The 24119-nt window shown below is 39.3% G+C and carries 27 protein-coding genes and 1 pseudogene; 15 read left to right on the top strand and 13 right to left on the bottom strand.

Going from position 1 to position 24119, the window contains the following annotated elements; genetic code table 11:
- Window positions 1–469: 469 nt before the first annotated feature.
- Both FC85_RS04945 and FC85_RS04940 read right to left on the bottom strand, forming a co-directional pair.
- Entirely contained in the window at window positions 470–829 is a 360-nt protein-coding gene (locus FC85_RS04945; RefSeq protein ID WP_057864439.1) for a DUF1648 domain-containing protein, read from the bottom strand.
- 200 nt (window positions 830–1029) lie between these two features.
- Window positions 1030–1386: a winged helix-turn-helix transcriptional regulator gene (locus tag FC85_RS04940; RefSeq protein ID WP_057864438.1), complete on the bottom strand. Its 357-nt coding sequence runs from the start codon at window positions 1384–1386 to the stop codon at window positions 1030–1032.
- 148 nt (window positions 1387–1534) lie between these two features.
- Between FC85_RS04940 and FC85_RS04935 the strand changes: the two genes are divergently transcribed.
- The 6 genes and pseudogenes from FC85_RS04935 (at window position 1535) to folP (ending at window position 7736) form a co-directional block, all read left to right on the top strand.
- Window positions 1535–2728 carry an MFS transporter gene (locus tag FC85_RS04935; protein ID WP_225427559.1) on the top strand — a complete coding sequence of 398 codons (1194 nt, stop codon included), beginning with the start codon at window positions 1535–1537 and terminating at the stop codon, window positions 2726–2728.
- Window positions 2729–3213: 485 nt separating this feature from the next.
- A complete protein-coding gene (gene folB, locus FC85_RS04930; RefSeq protein ID WP_057864437.1) occupies window positions 3214–3576 on the top strand; it encodes a dihydroneopterin aldolase in 363 nt (120 codons plus the stop codon).
- Window positions 3573–4648: pseudogene (folE, locus tag FC85_RS16270) on the top strand (GTP cyclohydrolase I FolE). The gene folB and the pseudogene folE overlap by 4 nt, the downstream one beginning before the upstream one ends.
- 13 nt (window positions 4649–4661) lie before the next feature.
- Window positions 4662–5999 carry a bifunctional folylpolyglutamate synthase/dihydrofolate synthase gene (locus FC85_RS04915; RefSeq protein ID WP_057864434.1) on the top strand — a complete coding sequence of 446 codons (1338 nt, stop codon included), beginning with the start codon at window positions 4662–4664 and terminating at the stop codon, window positions 5997–5999.
- Window positions 5992–6594, top strand: coding sequence for a non-canonical purine NTP pyrophosphatase (locus FC85_RS04910; RefSeq protein ID WP_057864433.1), 603 nt, complete (start codon window positions 5992–5994; stop codon window positions 6592–6594). The genes FC85_RS04915 and FC85_RS04910 overlap by 8 nt, the downstream gene beginning before the upstream one ends.
- A complete protein-coding gene (gene folP / locus FC85_RS04905; RefSeq protein ID WP_057864432.1) occupies window positions 6591–7736 on the top strand; it encodes a dihydropteroate synthase in 1146 nt (381 codons plus the stop codon). Before FC85_RS04910 ends, folP begins: the two co-directional genes overlap by 4 nt.
- A 248-nt stretch (window positions 7737–7984) precedes the next feature.
- Here folP and FC85_RS15685 read toward each other — a convergent pair whose 3' ends face one another.
- Window positions 7985–8134: a hypothetical protein gene (locus FC85_RS15685; protein WP_157051273.1), complete on the bottom strand. Its 150-nt coding sequence runs from the start codon at window positions 8132–8134 to the stop codon at window positions 7985–7987.
- Between the two features lie 40 nt (window positions 8135–8174).
- Window positions 8175–8909, bottom strand: a complete 735-nt coding sequence (locus FC85_RS04900) for a CPBP family glutamic-type intramembrane protease (protein ID WP_057864431.1) — start codon at window positions 8907–8909, stop codon at window positions 8175–8177.
- A gap of 415 nt (window positions 8910–9324) precedes the next feature.
- Here FC85_RS04900 and FC85_RS15680 point away from each other — a divergent pair, with 415 nt between their 5' ends.
- The 6 genes from FC85_RS15680 (at window position 9325) to FC85_RS15880 (ending at window position 11887) form a co-directional block, all read left to right on the top strand.
- Entirely contained in the window at window positions 9325–9462 is a 138-nt protein-coding gene (locus FC85_RS15680) for a hypothetical protein (protein WP_157051272.1), read from the top strand.
- A gap of 164 nt (window positions 9463–9626) precedes the next feature.
- Window positions 9627–10382: a CPBP family intramembrane glutamic endopeptidase gene (locus tag FC85_RS04895; RefSeq protein ID WP_057864430.1), complete on the top strand. Its 756-nt coding sequence runs from the start codon at window positions 9627–9629 to the stop codon at window positions 10380–10382.
- Between the two features lie 115 nt (window positions 10383–10497).
- Entirely contained in the window at window positions 10498–10728 is a 231-nt protein-coding gene (locus FC85_RS04890) for a hypothetical protein (RefSeq protein WP_057864429.1), read from the top strand.
- Window positions 10729–10891: 163 nt separating this feature from the next.
- Window positions 10892–11194 carry a helix-turn-helix domain-containing protein gene (locus tag FC85_RS04885; protein WP_057864428.1) on the top strand — a complete coding sequence of 101 codons (303 nt, stop codon included), beginning with the start codon at window positions 10892–10894 and terminating at the stop codon, window positions 11192–11194.
- A gap of 17 nt (window positions 11195–11211) precedes the next feature.
- A complete protein-coding gene (locus FC85_RS15885) occupies window positions 11212–11643 on the top strand; it encodes a helix-turn-helix domain-containing protein (RefSeq protein ID WP_225427560.1) in 432 nt (143 codons plus the stop codon).
- Window positions 11644–11671: 28 nt separating this feature from the next.
- Complete coding sequence (locus FC85_RS15880) at window positions 11672–11887, top strand: hypothetical protein (RefSeq protein WP_057864427.1); 216 nt, start codon at window positions 11672–11674, stop codon at window positions 11885–11887.
- Window positions 11888–12155: 268 nt separating this feature from the next.
- Here the strand turns inward: FC85_RS15880 and FC85_RS04870 are convergent, their stop codons facing one another.
- The 3 genes from FC85_RS04870 to FC85_RS04860 all read right to left on the bottom strand — a co-directional run bounded on the left by FC85_RS04870 (window position 12156) and on the right by FC85_RS04860 (window position 14924).
- Window positions 12156–12620, bottom strand: a complete 465-nt coding sequence (locus FC85_RS04870) for a hypothetical protein (protein ID WP_057864426.1) — start codon at window positions 12618–12620, stop codon at window positions 12156–12158.
- Between the two features lie 348 nt (window positions 12621–12968).
- Complete coding sequence (locus FC85_RS04865) at window positions 12969–13847, bottom strand: hypothetical protein (protein WP_057864425.1); 879 nt, start codon at window positions 13845–13847, stop codon at window positions 12969–12971.
- A 297-nt stretch (window positions 13848–14144) separates the two neighbouring features.
- Window positions 14145–14924 carry a CPBP family intramembrane glutamic endopeptidase gene (locus FC85_RS04860; RefSeq protein WP_057864424.1) on the bottom strand — a complete coding sequence of 260 codons (780 nt, stop codon included), beginning with the start codon at window positions 14922–14924 and terminating at the stop codon, window positions 14145–14147.
- A gap of 246 nt (window positions 14925–15170) precedes the next feature.
- Here FC85_RS04860 and FC85_RS04855 point away from each other — a divergent pair, with 246 nt between their 5' ends.
- Both FC85_RS04855 and FC85_RS04850 read left to right on the top strand, forming a co-directional pair.
- Entirely contained in the window at window positions 15171–15683 is a 513-nt protein-coding gene (locus FC85_RS04855; protein ID WP_057864423.1) for an NUDIX hydrolase, read from the top strand.
- Between the two features lie 470 nt (window positions 15684–16153).
- A complete protein-coding gene (locus tag FC85_RS04850; protein ID WP_057864422.1) occupies window positions 16154–16921 on the top strand; it encodes a CPBP family intramembrane glutamic endopeptidase in 768 nt (255 codons plus the stop codon).
- A gap of 743 nt (window positions 16922–17664) precedes the next feature.
- On the opposite strand, the gene FC85_RS04845 is transcribed toward FC85_RS04850, so the two are convergent.
- From FC85_RS04845 to FC85_RS04835, 3 genes are read right to left on the bottom strand one after another with little or no spacing between them, the layout of a single operon-like run.
- A complete protein-coding gene (locus FC85_RS04845) occupies window positions 17665–18432 on the bottom strand; it encodes an ABC transporter permease (protein ID WP_057864421.1) in 768 nt (255 codons plus the stop codon).
- A gap of 35 nt (window positions 18433–18467) precedes the next feature.
- Complete coding sequence (locus FC85_RS04840; RefSeq protein WP_057864420.1) at window positions 18468–19226, bottom strand: ABC transporter permease; 759 nt, start codon at window positions 19224–19226, stop codon at window positions 18468–18470.
- Complete coding sequence (locus tag FC85_RS04835; protein ID WP_057864419.1) at window positions 19216–20103, bottom strand: ABC transporter ATP-binding protein; 888 nt, start codon at window positions 20101–20103, stop codon at window positions 19216–19218. Before FC85_RS04835 ends, FC85_RS04840 begins: the two co-directional genes overlap by 11 nt.
- A gap of 228 nt (window positions 20104–20331) precedes the next feature.
- Here FC85_RS04835 and FC85_RS04830 point away from each other — a divergent pair, with 228 nt between their 5' ends.
- Window positions 20332–20928, top strand: coding sequence for a helix-turn-helix transcriptional regulator (locus FC85_RS04830; protein WP_057864418.1), 597 nt, complete (start codon window positions 20332–20334; stop codon window positions 20926–20928).
- 143 nt (window positions 20929–21071) lie between these two features.
- Here the strand turns inward: FC85_RS04830 and FC85_RS04825 are convergent, their stop codons facing one another.
- From FC85_RS04825 to FC85_RS04815, 3 genes are all read right to left on the bottom strand, one after another.
- Window positions 21072–22496, bottom strand: a complete 1425-nt coding sequence (locus FC85_RS04825; protein WP_057864417.1) for an ABC transporter permease family protein — start codon at window positions 22494–22496, stop codon at window positions 21072–21074.
- A 4-nt stretch (window positions 22497–22500) separates the two neighbouring features.
- Window positions 22501–23229, bottom strand: coding sequence for an ABC transporter ATP-binding protein (locus FC85_RS04820; RefSeq protein WP_057864416.1), 729 nt, complete (start codon window positions 23227–23229; stop codon window positions 22501–22503).
- A gap of 94 nt (window positions 23230–23323) precedes the next feature.
- Entirely contained in the window at window positions 23324–24028 is a 705-nt protein-coding gene (locus FC85_RS04815) for a CPBP family intramembrane glutamic endopeptidase (protein ID WP_057864415.1), read from the bottom strand.
- Window positions 24029–24119 lie beyond the last annotated feature (91 nt).

Here is a 24119-nt window from a genome sequence, read left to right as displayed (position 1 = left end):
AAGATGGCCGATCTTTCTGGTTCTATTTGGCGTTTATCGGAACTAAATCGCTGTTCATCCTAAAGATATCCTTTTAAGCATGTGAAAAAGGCGAAAAAATAAATTTAGAATAAAACATCAGAGTTTCAAAATGAGAGAATCATTGTGAAAAATCATGAAAATCTCAATCCCATATTCGATCAATTTCCAGTAAAATAAAAAAGCCGGCCATCTCGACTCATCGATCCGGCTGGCAAGGGAGGTAATTAAACTAGCTTGTATATTATAATAGGCATCGTTGTCAGCATTTTTAATACGCTTTTTTCGAGTTGGTATCACCATTCCCAACATCGATAAGGTTTTTCAGATGTCTGTAAGAAAAGGGAGCCCATCCGGGGGCTCCCTTTTCTTGTTCTAGTTTGTATATTTAACACAACTTCATAATACTCAAGGTATCCGTATCCGTCAAGTAGTCCCGAGAAGTCGCCAACTACTTGGTCAGTTGATAATACGTCAGGAAAAAGATCCCAGCCCCATACCAAAGCAGGATCATAATTACCAACATCAGCGTTTTCGTCAACGTATTCTGAATGGTCAGGTCCGCATATCGGTTATCAATCCATTTACTAGAAACCAGCAGACCAATCATCGCTAATGCAAAAGGTAATATAAACACCGTTAACTTACCACCATAACTGTCAGCGGCACCAAAAGCATTAATATGATCAGGGACCTCTTTAGGCAATTGCGGATATAAAACAATTGCCATAATAAATGATAAAATCGTCACGCCCCAATTGAACATTGCAAATTTGCTAAAAATCTTTGAGATAATAATTGAGTAACTCACCAAGCTCACTTCCCAGATAGATAATGCGATTAATCATTTTAAATCCTAATCAATATATTAGCACAAGCTTTTGATAAAACAAGGACGAGTTATCAACTTCTTAAATCCGAAGTTTAACTACTTTTTGTTAATTAATCATTATACGATCCCCGACCCGATTCAACAAAATAAGCCTTGCCGGTGGGAAGTAATTTCCTAACTCACTTCGCTTCAACCGGAATCAAACGCTCTAAATACGTCGCTCCCCATTTATTCATCGCTAAAACAATCGGCACCAACGATCGCCCAGCCGGCGTCAATCGGTAACTTGTTTTTACCGGAACGTAACTGGTATCAGTCTGCTTAACAATAATGCGATCATTTTCCAATTGTGAAAGCTGCAATGACAGCATTCGCCGCGTACATCCCGGCAGTGTCCGCAATAATTCAGTATATCGAAACTCATGCTTCATTAACCGACAAAGAATAATGGATTTCCACTTGCCATCTAAAATTTTTAACGTGGTATCAAGTGGACAAAGCTCACCATGCCGGCGGCTCATTTCAGACGCTTTCATTCCAATCAACGCTTCCTTTCAAAAGTCAGCTTAACGACTTTGCGACTATTCTACCACATGTTTTTGTCTAGGAATGGGTATCAAAAAATTCCCTTATTGGCATTTCCACCCTTTGGTTTTATATTTTAATGCAGAGAGGGTGGTTAGCTTGGCAATAACAGATCAAATGACTTCTAAAGATGTTTTGATGGTGACAGGTTTATTTTTAATCGTTTTTATTATGGGCGCTGATTCATTTATCATTTCGCCTTTGCTTCCTGCAATTGAGCGGGACTACGGCGTTAACTTAAGTTCCGCTGCGTTGGCCGTTACAATCTACGCGCTGTGTTACGCCATTGGCTCTCCGTTTTTCGGACCGCTCGGCGATAAATTTGACAAGAAATGGATTTTGACAATCGGAATTGGGATCTTCCTGATTGGCAGCCTTCTTTGCGCGATTGCGACAACGATTGGTCAATTTTATGTCTATCGAGCCATTGCCGGAATTGGGGCAGCTTTGACAATGCCAAATATCTGGGCAATTATCGGTGACCATTTTCGTGGACACTTGTTAAATACGATCATGGGAATCACCATGTCGGCGCTTTCCTTATCAATTGCAATTGGCGTCCCACTGGGAACTGAATTAGCCCAACTTTCAAACTGGCACATGGCCTTTTGGGGCTCCGCAGGATTAACCTTGATCGCCTACTTTGTCCTGTTAGTCGTCATTCCCAATATGAGCTCCCTGCCAAATCAACGGATAAGTTACCTTGATTCTTTTCGAACATTACTAACGACCCATCACGCGACTTGGGCGCTCAGCATTAACCTGGTCTGGATGTTTGGTTTCTATACTATTTATACATTCTTAGGCACTTATATCGAACAAACTTTTCACGATAATACCGCCCAAACCGGCTTGGTTTTTACCGCTTATGGTATTAGCAACTTTATCGCCAGTTTTTTTGGCGGGATTGTCACAACCAAATTGGGCGCAATGCGCAGTGTCATCATCAATGGTCTTCTATCGGTAATTTTTATTTTCGGGATGACCTTTATGGCCAACACAATTCCCCTTTTAATCACATTTCTCATCCTGCTTGCCTTGGCACAAGGATTAGGCGTCACAGCATTAACAACCTATATTGTTAATGTTGTCCCTAAAAATCGTTCAACCGTCATGTCTTTCAACAGTTCTTTTCTGTACCTCGGCCTAACATTGGGTTCATTGATTGGCGGCATTGTCTACCCCCACTGGGCATTTAAAGGCGTGGGCTTATCTGCAATAGCCGGCTTACTCATCGCAGTAATAATTACGAAATGGCTTAGTTCCGACAGGTCACAATCCGTAACCCATTAAATCTAAAATTACCACCGTCAAATATCGTTTTCAAAGATGAACAGAGTGGGAAAAAAGGCGCTTAACTTCCAGAGTGTAGTCAGATTATCCGAATATTCCGAACTTGAATATTTGGATAATTTGATTACACGGCCGGAAGTTGCCTTTTTTCCCGCGTTTTTGCTCGGTAACAATCATGTTTACACTAACAGAGCTGGAAAACAACTATTTTCCAGCTCTCTTTATTTTTTTATTTCAATAATGGCAAAGCAGCCGAATTCACCGAAATCCTACTATTTCTAATTGACAAACCGGCCAAACTCAATCAATAATAGATAGGTAGGTAATCACGAACAAACAGCCTTATAATAATGAAAAAGTTCGTTAATCAAGCCAACCAAGTAATTTATATCGATCAACCTGGCAAAGCGCGCTACAATACATATTAAGAACTTTCGTTAATTCCAACGATCATTGGAAATCATTTATAAGGAGCATTAGGCATTATGCTAACCATTAAACTCAATCAAATGCAGTTTCACTCGCACATTGGTTTCTACAAAGAAGAGCGGGTGATCGGCCAAGATATTGTCATTAATATTACCCTTAATCTAAAAGATGTCAGCCTGGACACGCTGGCCAAAGATGACTTGAATAATACGATCAACTACGGCCAAGTTTATCAAATCGCCAGCGAAGTCGTTGCCAAGAAAGATACAAAATTAGTTGAAACGGTTGCCTCGCTAATTTGCAAACACGTTTGGGATCAATTTGAGGATAAACTTGAACACGTGACGGTCGCGATTCAGAAAAAAGGCTTACCAATCGATGGCGTCCTCGACAATGCTGAAGTGGAGGTGTCAATTTGACGCAACCAAATACTGCCTACATCGGCATTGGGAGTAATTTAGGTGATTCAAAAGCAATCGTTAAGGGTGCCCTGGCAGACTTAAACGATCATGCAGACATCCAAGTTGAGAAAGTTTCTTCCTATTATATAACCGATCCGGTTGGTGGCGTCGAACAGGATCAATTCATTAACGCAGTGTTTAAGCTAACCACTAGTTTGGATGCCCACCGGTTGCTTAACGTATTGCATCAACTTGAGCAAAAATACAAGCGCGTCCGGACCATTCATTGGGGACCCCGCACATTGGATCTGGACATCGAACTTTTCAACACTGACCACATTCAAACGACCGAATTAATCGTTCCCCATAAAGAGATATTTAACCGCCTATTCGTCCTCGTGCCATTATTAGAGATTATCGATCCTGATGACCAGCGCGTTCCCCAAATCAAAGCCGCCATTGCCAAGTTGTCTGGCAGTCAATATATCAAGAAACTTGATCAGAAAAGAGAGACATTATGAGTCCGGAAAACAAGCAAATTATTGAAACCAGTATTCGACATATTTTAACAGCTGTCGGTGAGAATCCCGACCGTGCCGGATTAAAAGAAACCCCTGCCCGAGTTGCCCGAATGTATGAAGAAATCTTCAGCTCGCTGGAAAAGAAATCTTTTGATGACGGCAAAGTCTTTGATGCCGATAAGTCAGTTGACGATGAAATTGTGACCGTCAAACACGTGCCGTTCTATTCAATGTGTGAACACCACTTGTTACCATTTTTCGGCACCGTGTCCGTCGGTTACGTTCCCCAAAACGGTAAAATTATCGGGTTAAGTAAAATTCCCCGGTTAATTGAATACGTGGCGGCCAAACCAAGTGTTCAAGAGGAAATCACCAGCCAAATCGGTAAAGAAATGACCAAGATTTTAGCTCCCCAAGGTGTTGCCGTTGTCATTACCGCTCGTCATATGTGTGTGGAAATGCGCGGAATCAAGAAGCTAAACAGTCAAACGACCACTTCATATTACGATGGTATTTTAAAAAAAGATCGCGACAAAAAAGCTGAATTTTTACAAGAAATCAACAGGTAAGAAGGAACTCCGGATGACATTAAAAGATCAATATGACACGATTATTTCTCAAATCCCCCATGTCATGAAGTATGGCAAAAACGAATCCCGAATACCATTGTTACGGCGAATTCTCGATGTTTTGGGATCACCCGACAAACAATTCAAAACTATTCACGTTGCCGGCACCAATGGTAAGGGCTCTATTTCAACACTGACGGCAGCTTTACTGCAACGATCCGGGTATCAAGTCGGCCTATTTACTAGTCCCACCCTATATGACGATCGCGAAATGATTCGGCTAAATGGCCAATTGATTATGTACGACGAATTTATCAAGTGTTATCAAACGTTCACTGATGCCCTTAAACAACTCAGCCTGATCCAGCAGGACATCTCGATATTTGAAACCTGGTATTTAATCTCCACCATTTATTTTGCGGACCGCCGAGCTGATTATGTGGTTTACGAAACCGGCTTGGGCGGCGAACTTGATGCGACCAATGCTACCCGAAACGTTAAAACCGTTATTTTTGCTAAGTTTGCTTTGGATCATTTAAATATTCTCGGATCAACGCTTGAAGATATCGTAACCACAACTGCCAAAATTATTAAACCCGGAGTGCAGGCTATCTGTTACGCGCATCAAGACCCGGTAGCGGTTAAAATAATCGAAAATCGCTGTCTTCAGGTAAATGCCAAATTATATTTAAGCAGCTTTGATCATGTTCATCTTAATCAGCCATTTCTTGACCACTCCCAAATTGACTTGATTTTAAATGGGGAGATTCTTCCCAACGTTCATTTTAATCTGGCTGGTCAATACCAGATCCGTAACTTGCAAACCGTTTTAACCTGGGTTGCCCTGTTCAACCGAACTGCAACATTCAAAATTACCCGAACGACCATTCTCTCGGTCTTACAAACCATCACATTTCCCGGTCGAATGGCACTTATTCAAGCTGAACCACCAGTCTTAATTGACGGCGCTCATAATCTCAACGGGATCAACGGCTTAGTAACATCACTCTTATCGCTAAAGGACTTGGGAACCATTACCTTTGTCGTGGGCTTTCTAAAAGACAAGCAGGTAACGGAATGCGTCAACCGACTACTTGATGTTAACGCAACGTTTATCATCTCATCTCCGGATAACCCCGACCGTGCTCTGGCTGCTGACCAATTAGCCCAAATTTTTCATGCGAATCCCAAATCAGTAGCTGCCAAAATCATCCTGGCCGATTCGATTGCCAATGCCGCCCAACAGGCCAAGCAACTGCAAGGCACCAACCAGGGGCTTGTGATTGGCACCGGTTCTTTTTACTTCATTAATAAATTCAAATTGGCTTGGGATGGTGAAACCAATGAGTGACTGGCTAATTGCATCCAACAATCCGTTCAAGGCAGCTGACCTGCAAAAAGATCTGGCATTCTTCGGTTTAAGGGCAATCCCCTACACCGATTGCTTGGCGCCGCTAACCTTTCCAGCAGAAACAACGACCAGTTACGTGACCAACGCCATCACCAAGGCCCAGTTTTTAAGCCAGCAGACCGGCCAGACGGCAATTGCCGATGACAGTGGGATTGAGATTCCGATCCTAGCTTCCCATCTTGGCGTTACGACCAAACGTGAGTTACATGAGAAAGCCAACGGTAGCGATAACCAAACACTTTTAGCGTGGTTAGCCGACTATTCAGGAGCCGACAGAAGCGCAACCATGCGGTCAACATTAGCGGTTGTTATCCCGAATGGCCCAACGATCACTGCCACCGGATCGGTTACTGGTCAAATTGCCCGTCACGATCTGGGAAGCTTTTCCACCGGTTTTGATAAGATTTTTTGGCTGCCGGAATTAGGGAAAGCCTTGGCCGAACTGCCAGACAGCCAGCGAATCCCGCTTACCCACCGCGGTCGAGCCGCCCAACAATTAATCAATATGCTTCGGAGAAAGGAATTAATCCCATGAGAATTCAAGATACCACTCAAGCCCTAGGTAACCACTCTGATTTTGAAAGCCAGGCATTATTCGCACTGGCAACCAAACAGAACCGCTTAAACCTGCAATTTACCGACGTTGATGCTGGTCAAGCGGGTCGTTTGCAACACGTCATTCATCAACTGGATGGTGCCAGTCAAGTACTCGATCGGACAGTAGTCGGCTTGCTAACGCTTGAAGCAGCGAAACGTCTGAACCAGGAATGGCCGAAATTATTTCATGATCAGGCAGCCGCTCAAGGCCAATTACGTCAAATCTTGAAACAGTACGATATTATTTGGCAGGCTGGTGATCACCGGTTTAACCTGACTGAGAAAGCCATGATCTATGCCGTGATGAACATCACCCCGGATTCATTTTATGATGGCGGCCGCTACCAAAGTATGGACGCCGTGTTGAAGCATGTGGAACAGATGCTGGCTGATGGTGCCGATATTATTGAGGTCAACGGTCAAACAACCCGCCCCGGCTTTAAAGAAGTGACGCCAGAAGTTGAAATTGAACGAACGATTCCTTATATGAAAGCAATCCGTCAGGCCTTCCCAAAGGTTGTCTTTGCGATTGACACCTATAAGCTCCCCGTTATGAAGGCCGCAATTGACGAAGGCGTTTCAATCATTAATGATGTCAATGCCTTTACTGATAATCCTGATAAATTAGCTCTATTGGCGCAAAATAACGTTGGTCTGCTGACAATGCACAGTAGCCGCGGCCACGAGTATGATGATCTAACCACGGGGATGCACCGATTTTTCGAACAAAATCTCGCTGACATTACCAGCGCCGGTATCGATATCGAACGGATTGCTTTGGATCAAGGAATCGGCTACTCCAAAGTTCCTGACGGTGCCCAAGACTATGTCATGATGCGTAACCTCGATCAATTCAATGATTTCCGTCGACCAATCATGACCGCCATTTCTCGAAAAGGATATCTCGGTTTACTATTAGGTCTGAAAAAGGACGAACGCCTGCCGATGACCCTGGTAACCGAAGCGGAAATGTACCTGAAAGGCGGCCGAATTTTACGGGTTCACGATGTTAAAGAAACCAAACAACTAGTCACCCTGTTGGATGAAATTCGAAATGGATACTGGCTGCCAACTGAATAACATGACCCAATAGATTTTTAACCAGCCTTAGCAGCTTCCTTTTATACTTGGAAATTGTTTTAATTTTAATTAATTTTAAATAGAATAAACAATCACTTTTCAAAAAGTCCCGTAAAACCAGTGAACCCACTGGTTTTACGGGATTTTACTTTCTAAGTTGAGATACGGTAATCCAGATTTTTGTTTATCATCTCATCTTCAACGGTCATATATTTTGTGAATGATATAAATATTATTGCTAAGAAAAACTAATTTGGACTGTTTTGCTTTTTCTTCCGAATTGCAACAGTGCTTGAAAGTTTGTCCATTTCAGCCCTGACCCCATCTGCAAACTCAGGATTTTGAAGGTCGTGGAAAAACGTTTGATCGACATCTGTTAAATATGGCTCTTCTTTCATTGTGTGCCGCCTTCCTTTCTGAATACAGCAACATGATTCATTACGCATTTTCTGCTGGAATTTTCAGATACCGCTGATCGGCGGACACTAAGAAAATCAGACTGGCGATAAAGATTGGGCCAAACACCGCAATCAATTCCCACCAACTTGTTCCACTTTGTCTAATGGGGCCGGAAATACTCGGAACCCAGTCCAAAAGAGAATGCAGGAGAATCCCCCAGACAAGTGTGTTAGTCGCAACCCGCAGAGCCGCCAAAAAGACACCGAGTACAAAAGCCCAAAACATCTGTTGAAATACAACTGCCGGATTACCACCCAGAAAGTTGACGAAATGGAACCCCCCGAATAAAAATGCCGAATAAATCGCCGATCGCGTGAAACGAAAGGAACTGCCATTATATAAGGTATGGTCCAAGAAACCCGAGAAAAACAAACCTCGGCAAAGGGTTTCTTCAAATATCCCAGTAGCTAACGCGATGACGGTTATTAACCAGAAATCATTCGAACCAAACAGTAATGGCAAATTTTGAAAGAATCCGTTAAGAATCATCATGATCATAACCGTGACCAACGCAATTAATCCCCAAATCTTCATGGACCTGCTAAACTTCGGCCGCTGAGAAAAGAGCTTAAACGATTTCAATGTCCACCACGTAATTCCCAGCGAAATAAGGGCAATTACCGCGTCAATACTGGCAACCAGCCATTCTGAAGCATCGTAAAGATACAGCATCACTGCATTATAAACTAAAAACAGGCCAACCCCCGCTGCCAACAAACGCCCCCACGACCAACGATTCTCAATGATCAACTTGAATCAAACCCTTCATTTAGAAAAAATTGCATTTCATTAAAGTTGCCCACATTATACACTTATAAGTTCTTGGTAACCATAGGTGCATGGGCATGATCTCCCACTTTTTATCAGAATGTGACTCGGTATCAATATAAATTGAATCACCCTGTCAAGGATAGGAAGCCATTTTTATAATTCCCTTCCCGCACGATTTTCTTTATCCAAGTTAAGGTCGCTTTCTCTAGCAGATTTAAAATTAATGCTGGCATAATCCCCATTAGTCCAAGGATTGTCGTCCAATCGGCTAGGCCGATAAACTAAAATCCCGTCTGAATAATAAGCCGCTGTATAAGGTAAAGACAACGGCAATGAAAAAGAATGCGTCATCTCACAAGTGATGGATACAGTTGAGAAGCAGCTTCGTAAATCTTTGGAAGCCATCCCATTATCACAAATATTAACGAAGATTAAGCGAATTTATGATATTGACCAACTTGATCAGTGGATTAATGACACGATAGCCGCTAAATAAGAATGGTTGCGCTTCAGCATATTGGTCTTCATGCTCTCATCAGAACGCGACACATCAAAATCAATGTATTTCTATGCATGCCGGCATTAATACATCATTTTATCTTGTATAAATCAAACTCAAGTGGTAATTTAAGGATAGTTCATATGAGAAGATGATTAGAATTGATTAAGACTCGTTGGAATTGGCGCTTACAATTAATTATCGCCATCGCTGTATTTATACCGATAATACCGATAGACAACTCATTAAGATTATCAGTTAGTCCAACACTATATGCGATTGTTCGATTAGCATATGTTTTGTTGGTTGCCGCTTTTATCTATTATGGACTGGGTAGTCTGAAGGTTCGCAATCAAAAGTTTAGACGCACCCCACTTCTAATTACGACACTGACTATTTGCTGCTTACCAGTGTTCCTTTTTGTTTCTCCTCTTCAAATTTTTGGCGTATTGCGTTCTCCAAAAGCTGTTTCGGCTATCTGCCTGGCGTTCTCAGGCGGCATATTGGAAGAATTTGTTTTTCGTGGATTAGTCTTTTCACTATTTCAAAAAATATTTGTTAATTCCCGGTGGCCACTAACCTTTGCTGGTATCCTATCATCAGTTTGTTTTGGCCTCTTCCATTCTGTAAATCTATTGAATGGTCAAACGATAGAAGCTACTTTGCAACAAATCTTTTACGCGACTTGTATAGGGCTTTTCTTTGTAGTCGTTCGTGTCTCAACCAACACTTTGATGTGGTCAGCCTTACTTCACTCCCTATTTGACACTCAACTATCAATTGGCTCCTCTGCAGGAAGCAGTCCTTGGATTTGGCTATTCTTAGCTTACGTTCCAATTCTTCTAGTCGGACTGGTTGGCCTGATTGCAATGGATTCTAATTTAAAGCGCAATCAGCCGATAGTAAAGCTGACTTAATTTCACTCAAAACCACCACACCTAAACAACTTCCAAATTATTTTTGTTTCAGGAAAAATACTAATAAGAAACGGTTCAATGTATTTTCTATTGACCTTTCAAGGGGGAATCTATTATGGATATCAGAAAATTATTATTATCAATATCAGGTATCTTTCTAGTGATCACGATTGGCATTGTCATCTATGATTGTGTGACTCACAATTATGTCGCTTTACTGCCAATGTATACTCATAACCTGCCTCATGGTTTAATCTCATGGTCAATTTTTCTAACACTGGTTCCATTTGGCGTTTCGAGGATGTTTCATCAACCTTATACGTCAGATAAAAAAATCAAACACTAGTAATTTGCAACATGAAAGCTAAGAAATACGCTAACTCGGCGTGGTTCTTAGCTTTCATATTTCCGTGGATTCAGCAAAAAACAAATCCAACGCCACGAAAAGAAATTGATCATGCAATTGATTTGCGCGCCGAGTTTTATAAAAACTATATGGAGGGAAAATAATGAAAGATTTAAAAAAATATGCCGAAGGAGTAACAGACGATTTAGATGACTTTTTTGCCGAAATGATGAAAGACTCCAATTATCGCAATGGGGTCAACGCTGAAAAAGCCAAGTTGGCCAGTGCAGCAGCCATCTTAGAAGCTCGTGAAGCAGCCGGACTAAGCCAGCAGAGTTTGGCTGATAAGTCTGGTGTCCCCAAGAGTACAATTTCTCGCATTGAGAAGGGAAATAACACTAGTATTGATACTCTCACAAAAATTGCTAATGCTCTTGGCAAAAAAGTAACAGTAGTATTATCCTAAAATCTGGAAGGGACAAAGTGCTAGACCAGCAAATTAAAAGGTCCGGTTTATTAGCTTTCACATATCAAATTACTTTAGGAAGGCAAATTGTTGATATGACTAATACGTATATAAAAGATTATACTAATACGTTCATCATTCATGGCCATGAATATACAGTTACGGCACCTGCCAGGTTTGATAGTGATACAAACAAACTGGTTGACGATCTGATATTAGACGATCAAGCCGTTGAAATTGCCAATTCAATGTATCGCAATGATATGAACTTGGTTTCACCTGAAGATGTTAAAAAATATCGGGCAAAAATCGGCCTTTCTCAAAGAGAGTTCGCAAAATTGCTTGGCTGGAGCTCTAATACAGTTGCTTTATATGAAGCAGGTGCTTTCCCCTCAAAGTCAAACAATAAATTATTAAAGGCACTAATGTCTGATAATCATCATATTTAATGGAAAAAGAGATATCGTTTCTGAGGGATTGAGCAAACAGGCTTTTAATGATTTTAATCTTATTCAGCAGGATCCTGAAATTTCTAATTTACTCACCGATATTTTAAACGATTATGGTGATAAAACAGCATTTGGGTTAAGCAAGATCACTCATCAAGCTGGTTCTCCGTGGTCCCTCACTGGTAGAGGCGTTATTAACCCGACGCTTATTGCTGAAACCTTTATTCGTGGCGCAGAGCAATAAAGAATTTATGACAAAGGTCTGCTGAACTTAAAAACTAAATTTCAAAAAATGGCCTCACTTCAGATAAAGGCTGGAATGAGGCCATTTAAATGTCCAAGAACGAAAATTTGAAAGTTAACATTATAAATGTAAGCCGAACATTGCGTCGTTACATGATAAGGTAAATTATTCCGATTAATTAGCTTAACTGTTTAACCGCATTGACTATTATTTACCCACGAAACTGATGGAAATCATCGTGCTTTCATAAAATATATTCTGCTAATCCCTAATATCCTGGATAACTTTCAAATCGATAATGAACCGTCGCCGAAACTGCTTTGCCAGGGAGCTTGGCATAGGCTGCAACCGACCGATTGATGTTGAACGGTTTCTTAGGATCGGTTGTTAAAAAGGCCACGCCATTTTTAACAACCTTATCGTAATAGACTTGCTTTCCCTGCTTAACAACCACTCGACTACCGGCCGGTGCCTTGATGAATGCGGTATAGGGAAGTGGCACTAATGCCATTTCGATGCCCTGCTTTTTCAATGTTTTCATTTTTTTAATAGCCTTTTGTGATTGATGATAAATTTTCAGATCAAAATACTGCTTAAGTTGCGGTGACTTGGTTTTATTTGATTGCTTCTCAGCGGCCCAAGCGTTCTCCGGTAAAAGATGCCCTACTCCTGTTGATCCGACACCAACTGAAACAATCCCAACGGCCACTAATAATACATGTCTCAGTTTCATTAAGTTGCTCCTCGTCAAACCCATATTCTTTAATTACAATAGCTACATAGTCAACTTCGATTCTTAAAGAATTACCTATTTAAAATTGGTTATCCTTTCATAAATTAAGTATAAGATTATGCAGTTAATCGTCAATAGGCTATTTCAAAATTTAAATATGAATCAAAAAAATAAAGCTACGTGGCATTTTTTCAATTCCGCGCAGCTTCTTTGAATAAGATCGACCCAATTAAACTTGAGTCTTCTAGAACCAATGGCAATTCCAATCAAAATAATCCGATATACAGGTATGACCAGCAAACAAATCCTTTTGAAGTTGCTTTCTCTATGATTGGTTAAATAACTGAATTATTGATATTGAGGTGCCAGCAACGCAATTATGTAAATACCGTTGCCGCTTAAAAAATTGTTTTTCTTATAAATAGGATTACTATACATTCCAATCTGCCAACCCTTATATTGATTTAAACCAATACCTTGTTTTTTTAAATCACTAAGGACGAAGTTTTCAAAAGTTAATTTTCCATCGACAAGTTCTTGAATTTGCTGCTGGGTTGGTCTGGTAGACACAGTTAGGTATTTTATTTGTTGTAATTTATCTCCCCATTCATGTCGGGTTACTGAGCCAAAATCATTATCCAACTTCCCCTGCGCAGCATCATTTAATTTGCGATTGTAACTGGTCCCTGTAAAAGAACGCATAATTGGTAAGTCCTGATAATAGGTAACAGTTGAGTCATATTGGTCATCATCAGCACCTTTTAAATTATTAAGTTCTTCTTTAGTTGGGTGTGGAATACCATCCGGATTATCTTTAGTAGTCCAATTAGTATTGCTATTTGTAGTCGTCTCATTGCGACTACTACTTTCTGAAGCAGATCCCTTGGTTAAATAACCTTGCCAGACATACCCATATGTATTTCCGGATTGGTTGGTTACGTAGTAAAAAATTCCGGTTTTGGTACCATTGGTCATTTTTAAGACTCTGTTTGCGTACCAGGTGGTTTTAGGATAATTAGTTAAGTGATGTTTCTTTTGAGTTAAATTATAGCTCCAGAGATAGGCTTCGGTACTGGTACCGTTCCAATGAAAAGCTGTGTTGTTAGCGGTTTGGGATTTGACAGTCCGATAGACACCAGCTGCTTTAATAGGTTGTGGTGTACTTGTTAAGACCAGCCCGGTTAAACCGGCAGCTAATACAGTTAGTAATAAGCTTTTTTTCTTCAACGATCTCGCCTCCAAAGTTAGTATAGCACCGAAACTAAATTTGTTTGGCAGTTTTTTTACTAAAAGTCCAATGACAATTTAGCTGCGGGTAATTCTTATTAGTTGGGTCAATGTCCAAAAACCTCAGGCGACAACAAATCGACGGAGATTAAATTCCCCGCCGATTTTGTTTGTTAATTAAATAATAGGATTCATTTTCTTTAATTTAGAAACCTTCTCTGGTTATCAGCATATTAGTAACCCTTATCTAATAATCAATTCTCCTCACACCTTTGGAAAGTTCCAGATAATTGATCATTATGCTAACAATTTAGTGAGATCAATCGAATTAAGCTTTTTTTGACGCAAACAACAGGCACAAATGAGTAAAACAATTAAAAATAGAACGACATTAATAATAACCTCAGCAAGTGTTACCGTAGCAGTTTCATTAATAGAGCCCTTAGCAATTCCGATGGAGAAATCCCAAGTGCCATGGAATAACATTGGTAGAATAATTGTCCCCGAACGCAAATAAAGCACACTCAGTATTAGTCCGAACCATACGGCAAACAACATCTGTAAAGCTGTGTCACCAATTGGTTGGCGTAAAACATTGACGGAGTGGATTAAACCAAATAAGACGCTCGAAATAACAACAGCCGACCATACCTGTCGTTTTTTAGTCATATGCCTGAATGCCTTCAAAAGGATTCCTAAAATTAATCCTCGAAACAAAAATTCTTCAAATATCCCAGCACATAAGCCAGCTGAGATTGCTAACACCCAGTACAAGTTCCTGTCGATGACGATTTCCAAAACTGATATTGCAACCGCGAAATACAACGGCCAACTTACCACTAGTAATTGGCCCCAAGAAATAGTCGGCTTGATCCCAATTTGTTGCTTGGTAAATCGTCGGTTAATGAAATAAAAAATAGCAAATAAAGGGACATCTTGAGCCCAAATCATTAAGGACTGAGAAATTGTGACCGACCTTTTTACGGTAAACAAAATAACAGCTAAAAAAGCCATCGCAATAATCAGCGTTGCAAACAAACCGGCTACCTGCCAAATGTAGCGAGATGATTTTTCCATTTGATTATCTTCTTTCTAAACTGGCTTTTATGAGATTATTATAGTCTCACTTTTTTCTCGGTGATTGAATTTGCGTTTTGAGCCAAATGAATAAGTTTTTGTTCTTGAGCAATCGTATGAAAAGATGTTTTCCCAACTGATATCGTTCTTAACTGGAAATATTGCGAATGATATAATGAAAAATACCACATTGATCTACATGAACTAACCCGAAAATTTAACGATCAACATTTAGGAGGTCTCCCAATGTCAAAGAAATTTCATCGTGCATTCGGCGTTTACGGTATCATTAGTCATCACGATCGCGTGGTCGTTATTAAGAAGAATGGCGGTCCGTACATTAACCGATATGATTTGCCGGGCGGTAGTTTGGAAGATGGCGAACCACTTCAAAACGCAATTGTTCGCGAAATAAAAGAAGAAACCGGACTGGTTCCCACCCAACTTGACCAGTTAGGCGTTACCAGTTTCCGGTTTCCGTGGCAATACAAACGCTGGAATTACAATCAACACATCTGTGTCTTTTACGAAATCACTAATCTTAATGGCAAGCTGACCAGCCAAGTGACGCAATTCATCGGTCAAGATTCACTGGGCGCACTTGAAATTCCCTTAGCAGAACTAAACATCAATAACGTATCGCCGTTGGTCTTGAAAGCCAAGGACTTTTTGGAACATGACAAAGTCTTTGATAGCCGTGATTGGGCTTATGATGAATGGAATGTGTTGGATCAGTCAGTGTTTGGAAAGAAAAGTTAACGAAAAAAATCAGGGTGCTTTAATGTGTCAAAGCAAACTAAAGATGAACCATTTTTAAAGAAATTTCGGTGACCGAACTATTAAATCATGCACTGTATGAGAAAGATTCAGCTAAAAAAGCTGTTTTTAAAGCTCTGTGTGACTACGTTGTTAATGAGCAACAAACTAAGAGCAAGATTACAATTGGATGAAATATAGATTACAAAACAGTTGCAAAGTAAATATTATGGGTTTACCATAATGCTGTTTAAAAAAGGTAAGGCATAAACACCTCAATATCGAATTTACAATCACAGTCAACTTCCGATGTAGACACAATTCAGAACAAAGGTAAAGAATTGCGCACTATCAGTATCTTATGCTCAAAAATATTATTTTCTCGTTTGCTGCCCAACAACAGCAATAAATTTTTTCAAAAAATGGAATCGACTTTTCGCGGTTCCGTTTTATTGAAAGGGAGGTTATCCTTGATGACTTATCGAAATAATAGCAAGATTGTGGCATTATATATCTTTATATACTTAACTTTAAGTATGTTTATGGAACCAATTTTGTCTGCAAAACATAGTGAACTAAATTTGTTGAGCACCAGCAATCTAATTATAAACTTAGCATTACTACCAGTTCTGCCGTTTATGTTTTCTCATTTTAAAAAAGTAAATCTTAAACCTTTAAATTTTGATTCAAAATTTAAATACTTTATGTTACCCGTTGTCATTTTTTATATCCTTTATGAGCTTGATGGTGTGGTTGGACATTTTATTGGTGTGTATGAAACCCTTACTATTAAAGAAACGATAGCTATTATTATTTTAGCGATCTGTGGTGGAATTAACGAAGAAATTATATTTAGAGGCTTCTTACTTACAGCATTGCTTAAGTATTTTCGTGGAAAAAGGTTTCGAATAACTTATTCAGTTTTATTGCAAGCATTATTGTTTGGGCTAGCACATATACCTAATTATTTAAGTGGGACTCAATCTTTATCCGCTACATTTCAGCAGGCTTTATCTGCTAGTATAACCGGTGTTATTTTGGGATTCATTTATGTAATTACAAATAGACTTTATCCTGTAATTATTATTCATATTTTAAAGGATGTTCAACCTTCTATGGCTTCTGGTTTTGTGACAGCAAACCCGTGGGGTGTTATCCTTACATTTGCTATAGTTACATTAATAATTTTTGGAGTTCTGTTAGTAAATATTGATATAAGACAAAAAGCGAAAGTTAGTTAAACTCAATGTCAGGAGAAAACGATGCCCATAGAAACATGTCTCAGGCACTAGTTACCGCGATGGGCTCAACACCGAGAAGACCAAGTTGGCTAGTCAGCCGTCTTAGAAACCCGCGAAACAGCCGGATTAAATTAGCAGAATCTGGCTGATAAGTCTGGTGTTCCCAAAAGTACAATTTTTCGCATTGAGAAGGGGAACATACCAATATAGATACACTCACTAAAACTGCTAACGCTCTCGGCAATAATAGTATTATCCTAAAAGCTAAAAGCAAATCGGCACTCGGTCAATATTAACTAAATTAATCTATTCCTCCAATGAATTAAACTCCAATCTTTACTTAATGATGACTCATGGATAGAATCTGTTGGATAATCTTATGGCCGCTTGGAGTTAGTGTTATCAAAATAATTCAGGTATCGTGGATAGAACCTTATTTAAGTCGTAAGTATCCAATGGCAGAAGATCCAAGATTGGCTTATAAGAAGCAAAATTCAAATAACTCGGAAATTCAACAAAAGAGTCATTCGTGGGCATGGATAGTTGGCATCGTTTTATTAGTGATTGGCATTGGCTGCGTTCTTGTCTTCCTGCCTTTGCTCAAGATCATTTTTTAAATGAACATTTCTGGCCTTTTATCTAAATAATCTCCTTATCATCTATGGTGCGATGATAGGGAGATTATTTTGCCGATTTTTTGAATCAGGCGGTGTTTGGAAAATAGACGACCCCACTACTTTTTTCTAAAAGCGTTTCTTTCTAAAGATCAGATATCCAACAACGAGAAAGAATAATGAATATCCAGCAGCTCCAATAAGAAGTTGCAGGTTGCTTAACATCGTAAATCCACGAGTTACTGCATAACTATAGTATTGCGTTGTAAGGTTAATCATGTTGAGAGGATTCCATTTAACTAAGGACGCCAGCTTAGAACTATTATTGAGGAGATCAGAGGAAGCATATGATCCCATAAAAATAATTGCAATATTAAGCGTAATAACCAGAGAATTAGAATTAATCAAGCATGACATAAAAAATATCAAACTAATAATCAATAATGATGTAATTAGATCAACTCCCGTTGTTGCAAACATATTGACTACCAATGGCTGATGATATTGATAAGTTGCCATCCAAGAAACCGGTTTATTAATTGGCGTTAGAATTAACAGCGCAGTGAAAATCATGGACAAGACATGCAAAATAACGTTGTAAGCAAACATAACAATTAGTTTAGAAAGGTAAACATAAAGCTTGTTTGGCGCTTTATATACTAATGTCAAAATTGTATTATTTTGAAATTCCATTGAGAAAAGAGTAGAACTGGTAATCACTAAAATAATTAGAATCCAATCACTAGTATTATAACTGGTCATAACCATTAGATTTCCATATTGCGAAGGATATACTAATCCCATAAATACCATCAGTACTAATAATAGCAATGGCATGATCCACGGTATCTTCTTATGACTGAGCTTATAAAATTCTTGGTACAAGCTAAAACTCATTAAGCTCCCCTTACTTTCATTTATTTTTTACCTTATTAAACCCGTCGTTTCTTAAATAAAAGATATCCTAAAACAACAAACAGAAACGTATAGGCAATATTACCGATAATCAGTTGTGAACTAGTTAAGTATGTAAATTTCATATAAGTACTATTTGACAGCTGATTGATAACAAATATCATGTTAAACGGATTCCATGCTGTAATCGCCTTTAAACTGGGAACAGTGGTTAACAGAAGCGTCGAAAAGTATGACCCAAAGAAGACAATAACAAGGCCGATACCTACGACGGCTGCATTCGCCTTAACTAACGAAATTAATAAGAACGCCAGCGTCACAATAAAAAACATGTAAATCAACGACCCCAACATATTCAACGAAAAATCATTGATTAAGCTACGCTGATCATAAATCGATCCCCAACTGTATTGGCTCCCTACTAAGAGAACTTTAAAAACCATTGTAAAAATCATGCTAAAAGCTAACAACGCAACACCATATAAATTAATTACCATAAGTTTAGCGATATAAATTCTTACTTTATTCGAGTTTTTATAAAGCAAAGTAACAATCGTCCCGTTCTGATATTCCATATCAACAAACGTCGAACCAACCGTAATCAAAATTAAGATGATCCATTGCCCGGCCCCAAAGCCTTGGGAAATTGTTAATCGACTAACTTTTGTTCCATCAAAGGCTGAATACAGCATCAAAAGCAGGAGGGCGATTACCCCATATAGCGGAATTCGTTGATGCCGAAACTTATAAAACTCTCGTACCAGATTACTTTTCATGTTGTTGCCTTCTTTGTTTCTCAAGTATGCCAACAATAATTTGTTCAAAGCTCATGCCTCTCGGTGATAATTCCAACAAGCGAACGTGATTAGCATAGAGTAAGTCTTGAACTTGAAAGAGAAGATCATGCTTAATCAGCAAATAGTCATCTGATTTAATAATTGGAATTCGATTATCTTTAAATATTTGCGTCGTCTGATCCATATTCTCAGTTAATATTTTGTACTGCTGATGACTTAACTGATTAAATTCACTAATTGGCTTATCAACAATAATCTTGCCTTCAGTGATTAGAATTGCTTTCGTCATTACCTTTTGCAGTTCACCGAGAACGTGGCTTGAAATTAAGAACGAAGCCCCTTGAGCTGCATATTGCTTAATAATTTTACGAATTGAAATTGTCGCCTCAATATCAAGACCATTCATCGGCTCATCCAGAATAATCAATTGGGGGCGATTTAGAAACGCAATTGCAATTCCCAGTTTCTGTTTCATCCCTAATGAATAGTCCTTTGATTTGGTATCAATGTAAGTTTGCATTTGCAATAAATTAATAACGTGATCCATATCATCGCTATCACGAGAATATAACTTTAAATTTTCAAGACCTGACAGGAACGGATAGATAGCGGGATGTTCAATTAACGCGCCAACCCCAGATAAAGCCGCATGGTTATTTTCCGTAACCGGTTGATCGTCCACCGCAACAGTTCCCGTAAACTTGGTTAAGCCTAAAATTGTCTTCATAATTGTTGTTTTTCCAGCTCCATTGGGTCCAATCAAGCCAACGATCGCTCCCGGTTTAACTTGAAACGAAACGTCCTTAATAATCCGTTTCCGACCAATAAAGGTGTCCATATGACTAACTTTTAGCATTCAACTTACCTCGAATCGATTGTATTTCCGCTTGGATTAACTCCATCCAGTTGCTTAAATATTTAACTTCACGGCGAGCATACATCATTGAAATCCCGCTGTATCAACGAATGCTGACTTTTTTATTAATGCAAGAGAATGTGTCTTGTAACTTTCTCAACAAATAGCTATGCTAAAGATAGTAGTCAAAAGATTTAGTTATTTTGACATGAAAGGCAACTGATTTTTATGAATAATAAACTAATCGCAAACCTAAAACTGTTAAGAAAGAAAAACCATCTCAATCAATCTGAACTGGCCACTAGGTTAAATGTCTCTCGCCAAGCTATTTCGAATTGGGAAACTGGGAGAAATACACCAGATATCGATACAATAATTAAATTGGCCCATTTATATCACGTTCCACTCGACCAATTAGTTACCCATAAAAATCATTCAGCTCCGATAGTTGGCAAACCCAAGAAAACCATCCTCGGAGTTCTATTCGCCATTCTGGTAGTCGAAAGATCGACTCAAAATGCTCCGTTGGCGGCTAGAATTTGGATTGATTATCTTTTATTAGTTCCAATCGTCCTTTATTTCGTTCTTTTACTCATCGACAAAAAAATTGTTAATCCAAGAATCGGATTAGCAATTTATAACTTTGGCTTATTCTTGTTTGGCGTTGCGGGAATCGGCAGTAGCTTCGTTAACTTGTTTTCGATGGGGTTTGGTCTCCGAATTACCTGCTTTGCCTGTGGTGTCATGGCAATTGGATATATCGCAATTCCCGGAATTAAACATTTGATTGGAAAAGTAAAAAGTGCCACTTCTCTTAGGGTCTAAAAACTCATTTTGTATACAATTAGTGCCATTCAGGCTTTCATGATTAACAAATAACCGTTACACTTTTGTCCATCTCATCTAAATAAAAGTCTAGCGGTTATTTGTTTTACGATTCGCAGCGTTTGTACTGATAGGCTGTCACCTCACTGCTTTGATATCGGCAAGATAAGGTTACCCACCTGATTTTTCAAGCCATATCCGACCTGCAAACCATCAACAGATGCAATAAAAATCATAATGATAACCCACAGCCAAACCGGCCACATAAAGTTAGCCAGCCAGGATAACGTCATTGTTTTGTGGGTCATCACAACAATATGCTTAATAAGCAGGTATAATGGCAAGTTTGCCAGGACACCACAGATCAGAAAAGTCCCTGAATAAATGATTGCTTCTTGAAATTTTTCACCCAGTAAGTCTTTCGGTGTAAATCCCAGGATAGACAGTTGAGTTAAGCCATCCCTCTTTTGAGTACTTGTCATAATTGTGATCGTTAAGACATTTGCTAAGATAATTAATAATGGTGTCCCAACGAAAATAACCAACGACTCCTTGATATTAGTTGCCGCTTCCTGATTAGTTCCACCATTTGTTATTTCTGAAGCAATCAAGGTAATGCCAGTCAACATGAGCGAACCGGCCACTAACGGAGAAATTAAAGAAGATAGATAATCTTGATCAAAAATGGTATTCCAAAATGCAGTGTTTACCGTTGGCGATGTTTTTCTTGGTAACAGCCAAGTCCACCCCTTTATCAACCACGGTAAAATGATTTGAGAAACCAGCGAGAAAAAGATAATCGACAACAGAATAATTAACATCAAGTTTGTAATATAGGTCTTCGCCGCTTCGTGAAACTGCCCAACTCTCAGAAAATGTTGAGCCTGAGGTGTTAAAATTAAAGAATCCACATAACAAAATATTAAGCCTGCAGCACTGACGATCATCAAAAAGCCACGAATAATCAGCTGCAGTTTGGCTGGTTTCTTTTTGAATGCTAAAATATCGCTTTGCGTGCTGGCAAATAGTTGATGGGCGTGAAGATAACCCGCCAATCCAGAAACCACGGCGATAAATCCAACAGTTAATCCACATGCGGATAGTGAAAATTCTAACGGCAATGCCGGAACCCTTTGTGCAAAATAACTTCCTTCATAGACAACAATGAACCACCTATCTAGTGAAACCATCGGTGGCACCGCCAGAACAAATCCGATGAAACTCCCCAACGCCCCGGTTAATGCCAGCTGACCACCAATTAATAGTGACAATTGATGGGGATTGGCACCCAAAATAACCCAAAGTATATATTCCTTACTTAAACGATTAATGACCAATTTAACGACACCACTCGAAACAATAAAGATCGTAAGGATACCGAAAAGTAGTGGAAAGTAAAATCCGTTAGTTGGGTTAATGTTTTTAGATAAATGTGGGTAATGATCAGCAATTGTCTGAATGGCGTTCAAACAAGCCCCCGTTAGAAAGCCGGTCACAATAAATAGAAATAAAGTTAATCCCCAGACCTTTAGAGAATGTCTAAATTGCAACCAAATGATCCGAAACATCTCATCACACCCTTTCTTCACTAAGTGCCTGAAAGAGTTCGGTGGCTGTTGGCTTTTTGATGATTTTTTCTAAACGGCCATCTCGCAAAGTAATGGCCACATCAGTAGCTGCTGCCATTTCAATATCATGGGTAACCATGACGATACAAGCGCCTTGATTGGCCAACTTACGTAATAATCCAAAAATAATTCTGCGGGAAACTGTATCCAACGCACCTGTGGGTTCATCCGCAAAAATAATCCGGCTATTGGCAACCAAGACTCGGGCAATTGCTACTTTTTGCTGTTCCCCACCAGAAAGTGCTGAAACAAAATGACTAGGATCAGCTTCAAAATTGATTTCTTTTAGTAATTTGTATATCTTTTCTCTGTTGATTTTCTTATGGGCTAGTCGTAACGGCAGCACAATATTGTCAAAAGCGGGTAATGCCGGAATCAAATTATAGCTCTGGAAAATAAACCCAATTTGATCACGCCGAAATGCAGCCGCTTTAGCCGCCCGCAAATGATACGGATCGGTTCCCAGCAAAATAACTTGTCCGCTGGTGGGGCGGGAAAGTCCCGACATCACATTGAGTAAGGTGGATTTTCCAGCTCCAGAAGGGCCGATAATACTCAAAAATTCACCAGCGTTTACCGTAAGTGAAACGTCATGCAAAATTTCTAAATCTTGTTTATGATTACCGATAGAAACCTGCTTTTTTACATGATTGATGTTAATAACCTGTTTCATAATTCAAATGACTTCTTTCTACATCAATTTCCGTAAAATCAATAATCTACCTACTTAAAACAGCTCCAAGCATTAAAGACGCTCAATCAATTACTTAAATACCTAAAACCGCTGCTGCCAAATTAAACACAATATGAACAAAAATACTGTACTGCAAATTTCTCGTAACAAGATAAATACCACCCAAAAATAATCCGGAAGCTAAGTAATACAGAGCAGCTGGTCCAATAAATGAACCATGAAGCAGCATGAACAAAACGCTACTGAGAATTAAAACGATAATCTGATTCAGTCGCGTATTCGACTTCAAGAAATACGCGAAAAATAACCCACGGATTGTCAGTTCTTCACCAACTGGGCCAAAAAAGTTTAATAGGAAAAAGAAGGCCACCGGATAACTGTTATAAATCGTATTAGTCATTTGACCATTGGGGTTGCTAATCGAAATTTTCGATTCAATGATTGCCCGCCCAACAATATAAATGACGGCAATACTAATCACGATGATCCAAGTTAATGCATTCTTTGTCGTTATCGAAACATCAGTTTGAAACCGACCGGGATTGCTGGCGGCCAGGTTTCGCTGATAACTTCTTGAAAGCACCCAAAGACTAAATACCCCCAGTAGAATACTGACGGTTGCCACACTAATTTGAACAACCGGACCGGGATGTTTGCTAACTAGATAGCTAATGAAGACCGGTAGTGCCATTAACCGGTTAAAGATAATCCACCCCACCAGCTTCAAGCCATTAATTATGGACTTATGATACGTAGGCCGTACGGTTACTTTTTCCATGATTCTTTCCTTTCATCAATCGAATTTCTTATTAATAACGATGACGTTAAAATCTTCAAAGAATGCTTGAAAAGTCGCAATCCAGTGAATT

Origin of the sequence: Lentilactobacillus diolivorans DSM 14421, from assembly GCF_001434255.1 — a bacterium.
GTDB classification, from domain to species: Bacteria; Bacillota; Bacilli; order Lactobacillales; family Lactobacillaceae; genus Lentilactobacillus; species Lentilactobacillus diolivorans.
The sequence above is the reverse complement of the archived record's forward strand: the minus strand, read 5'-3'. Positions and strand labels throughout refer to the sequence as shown.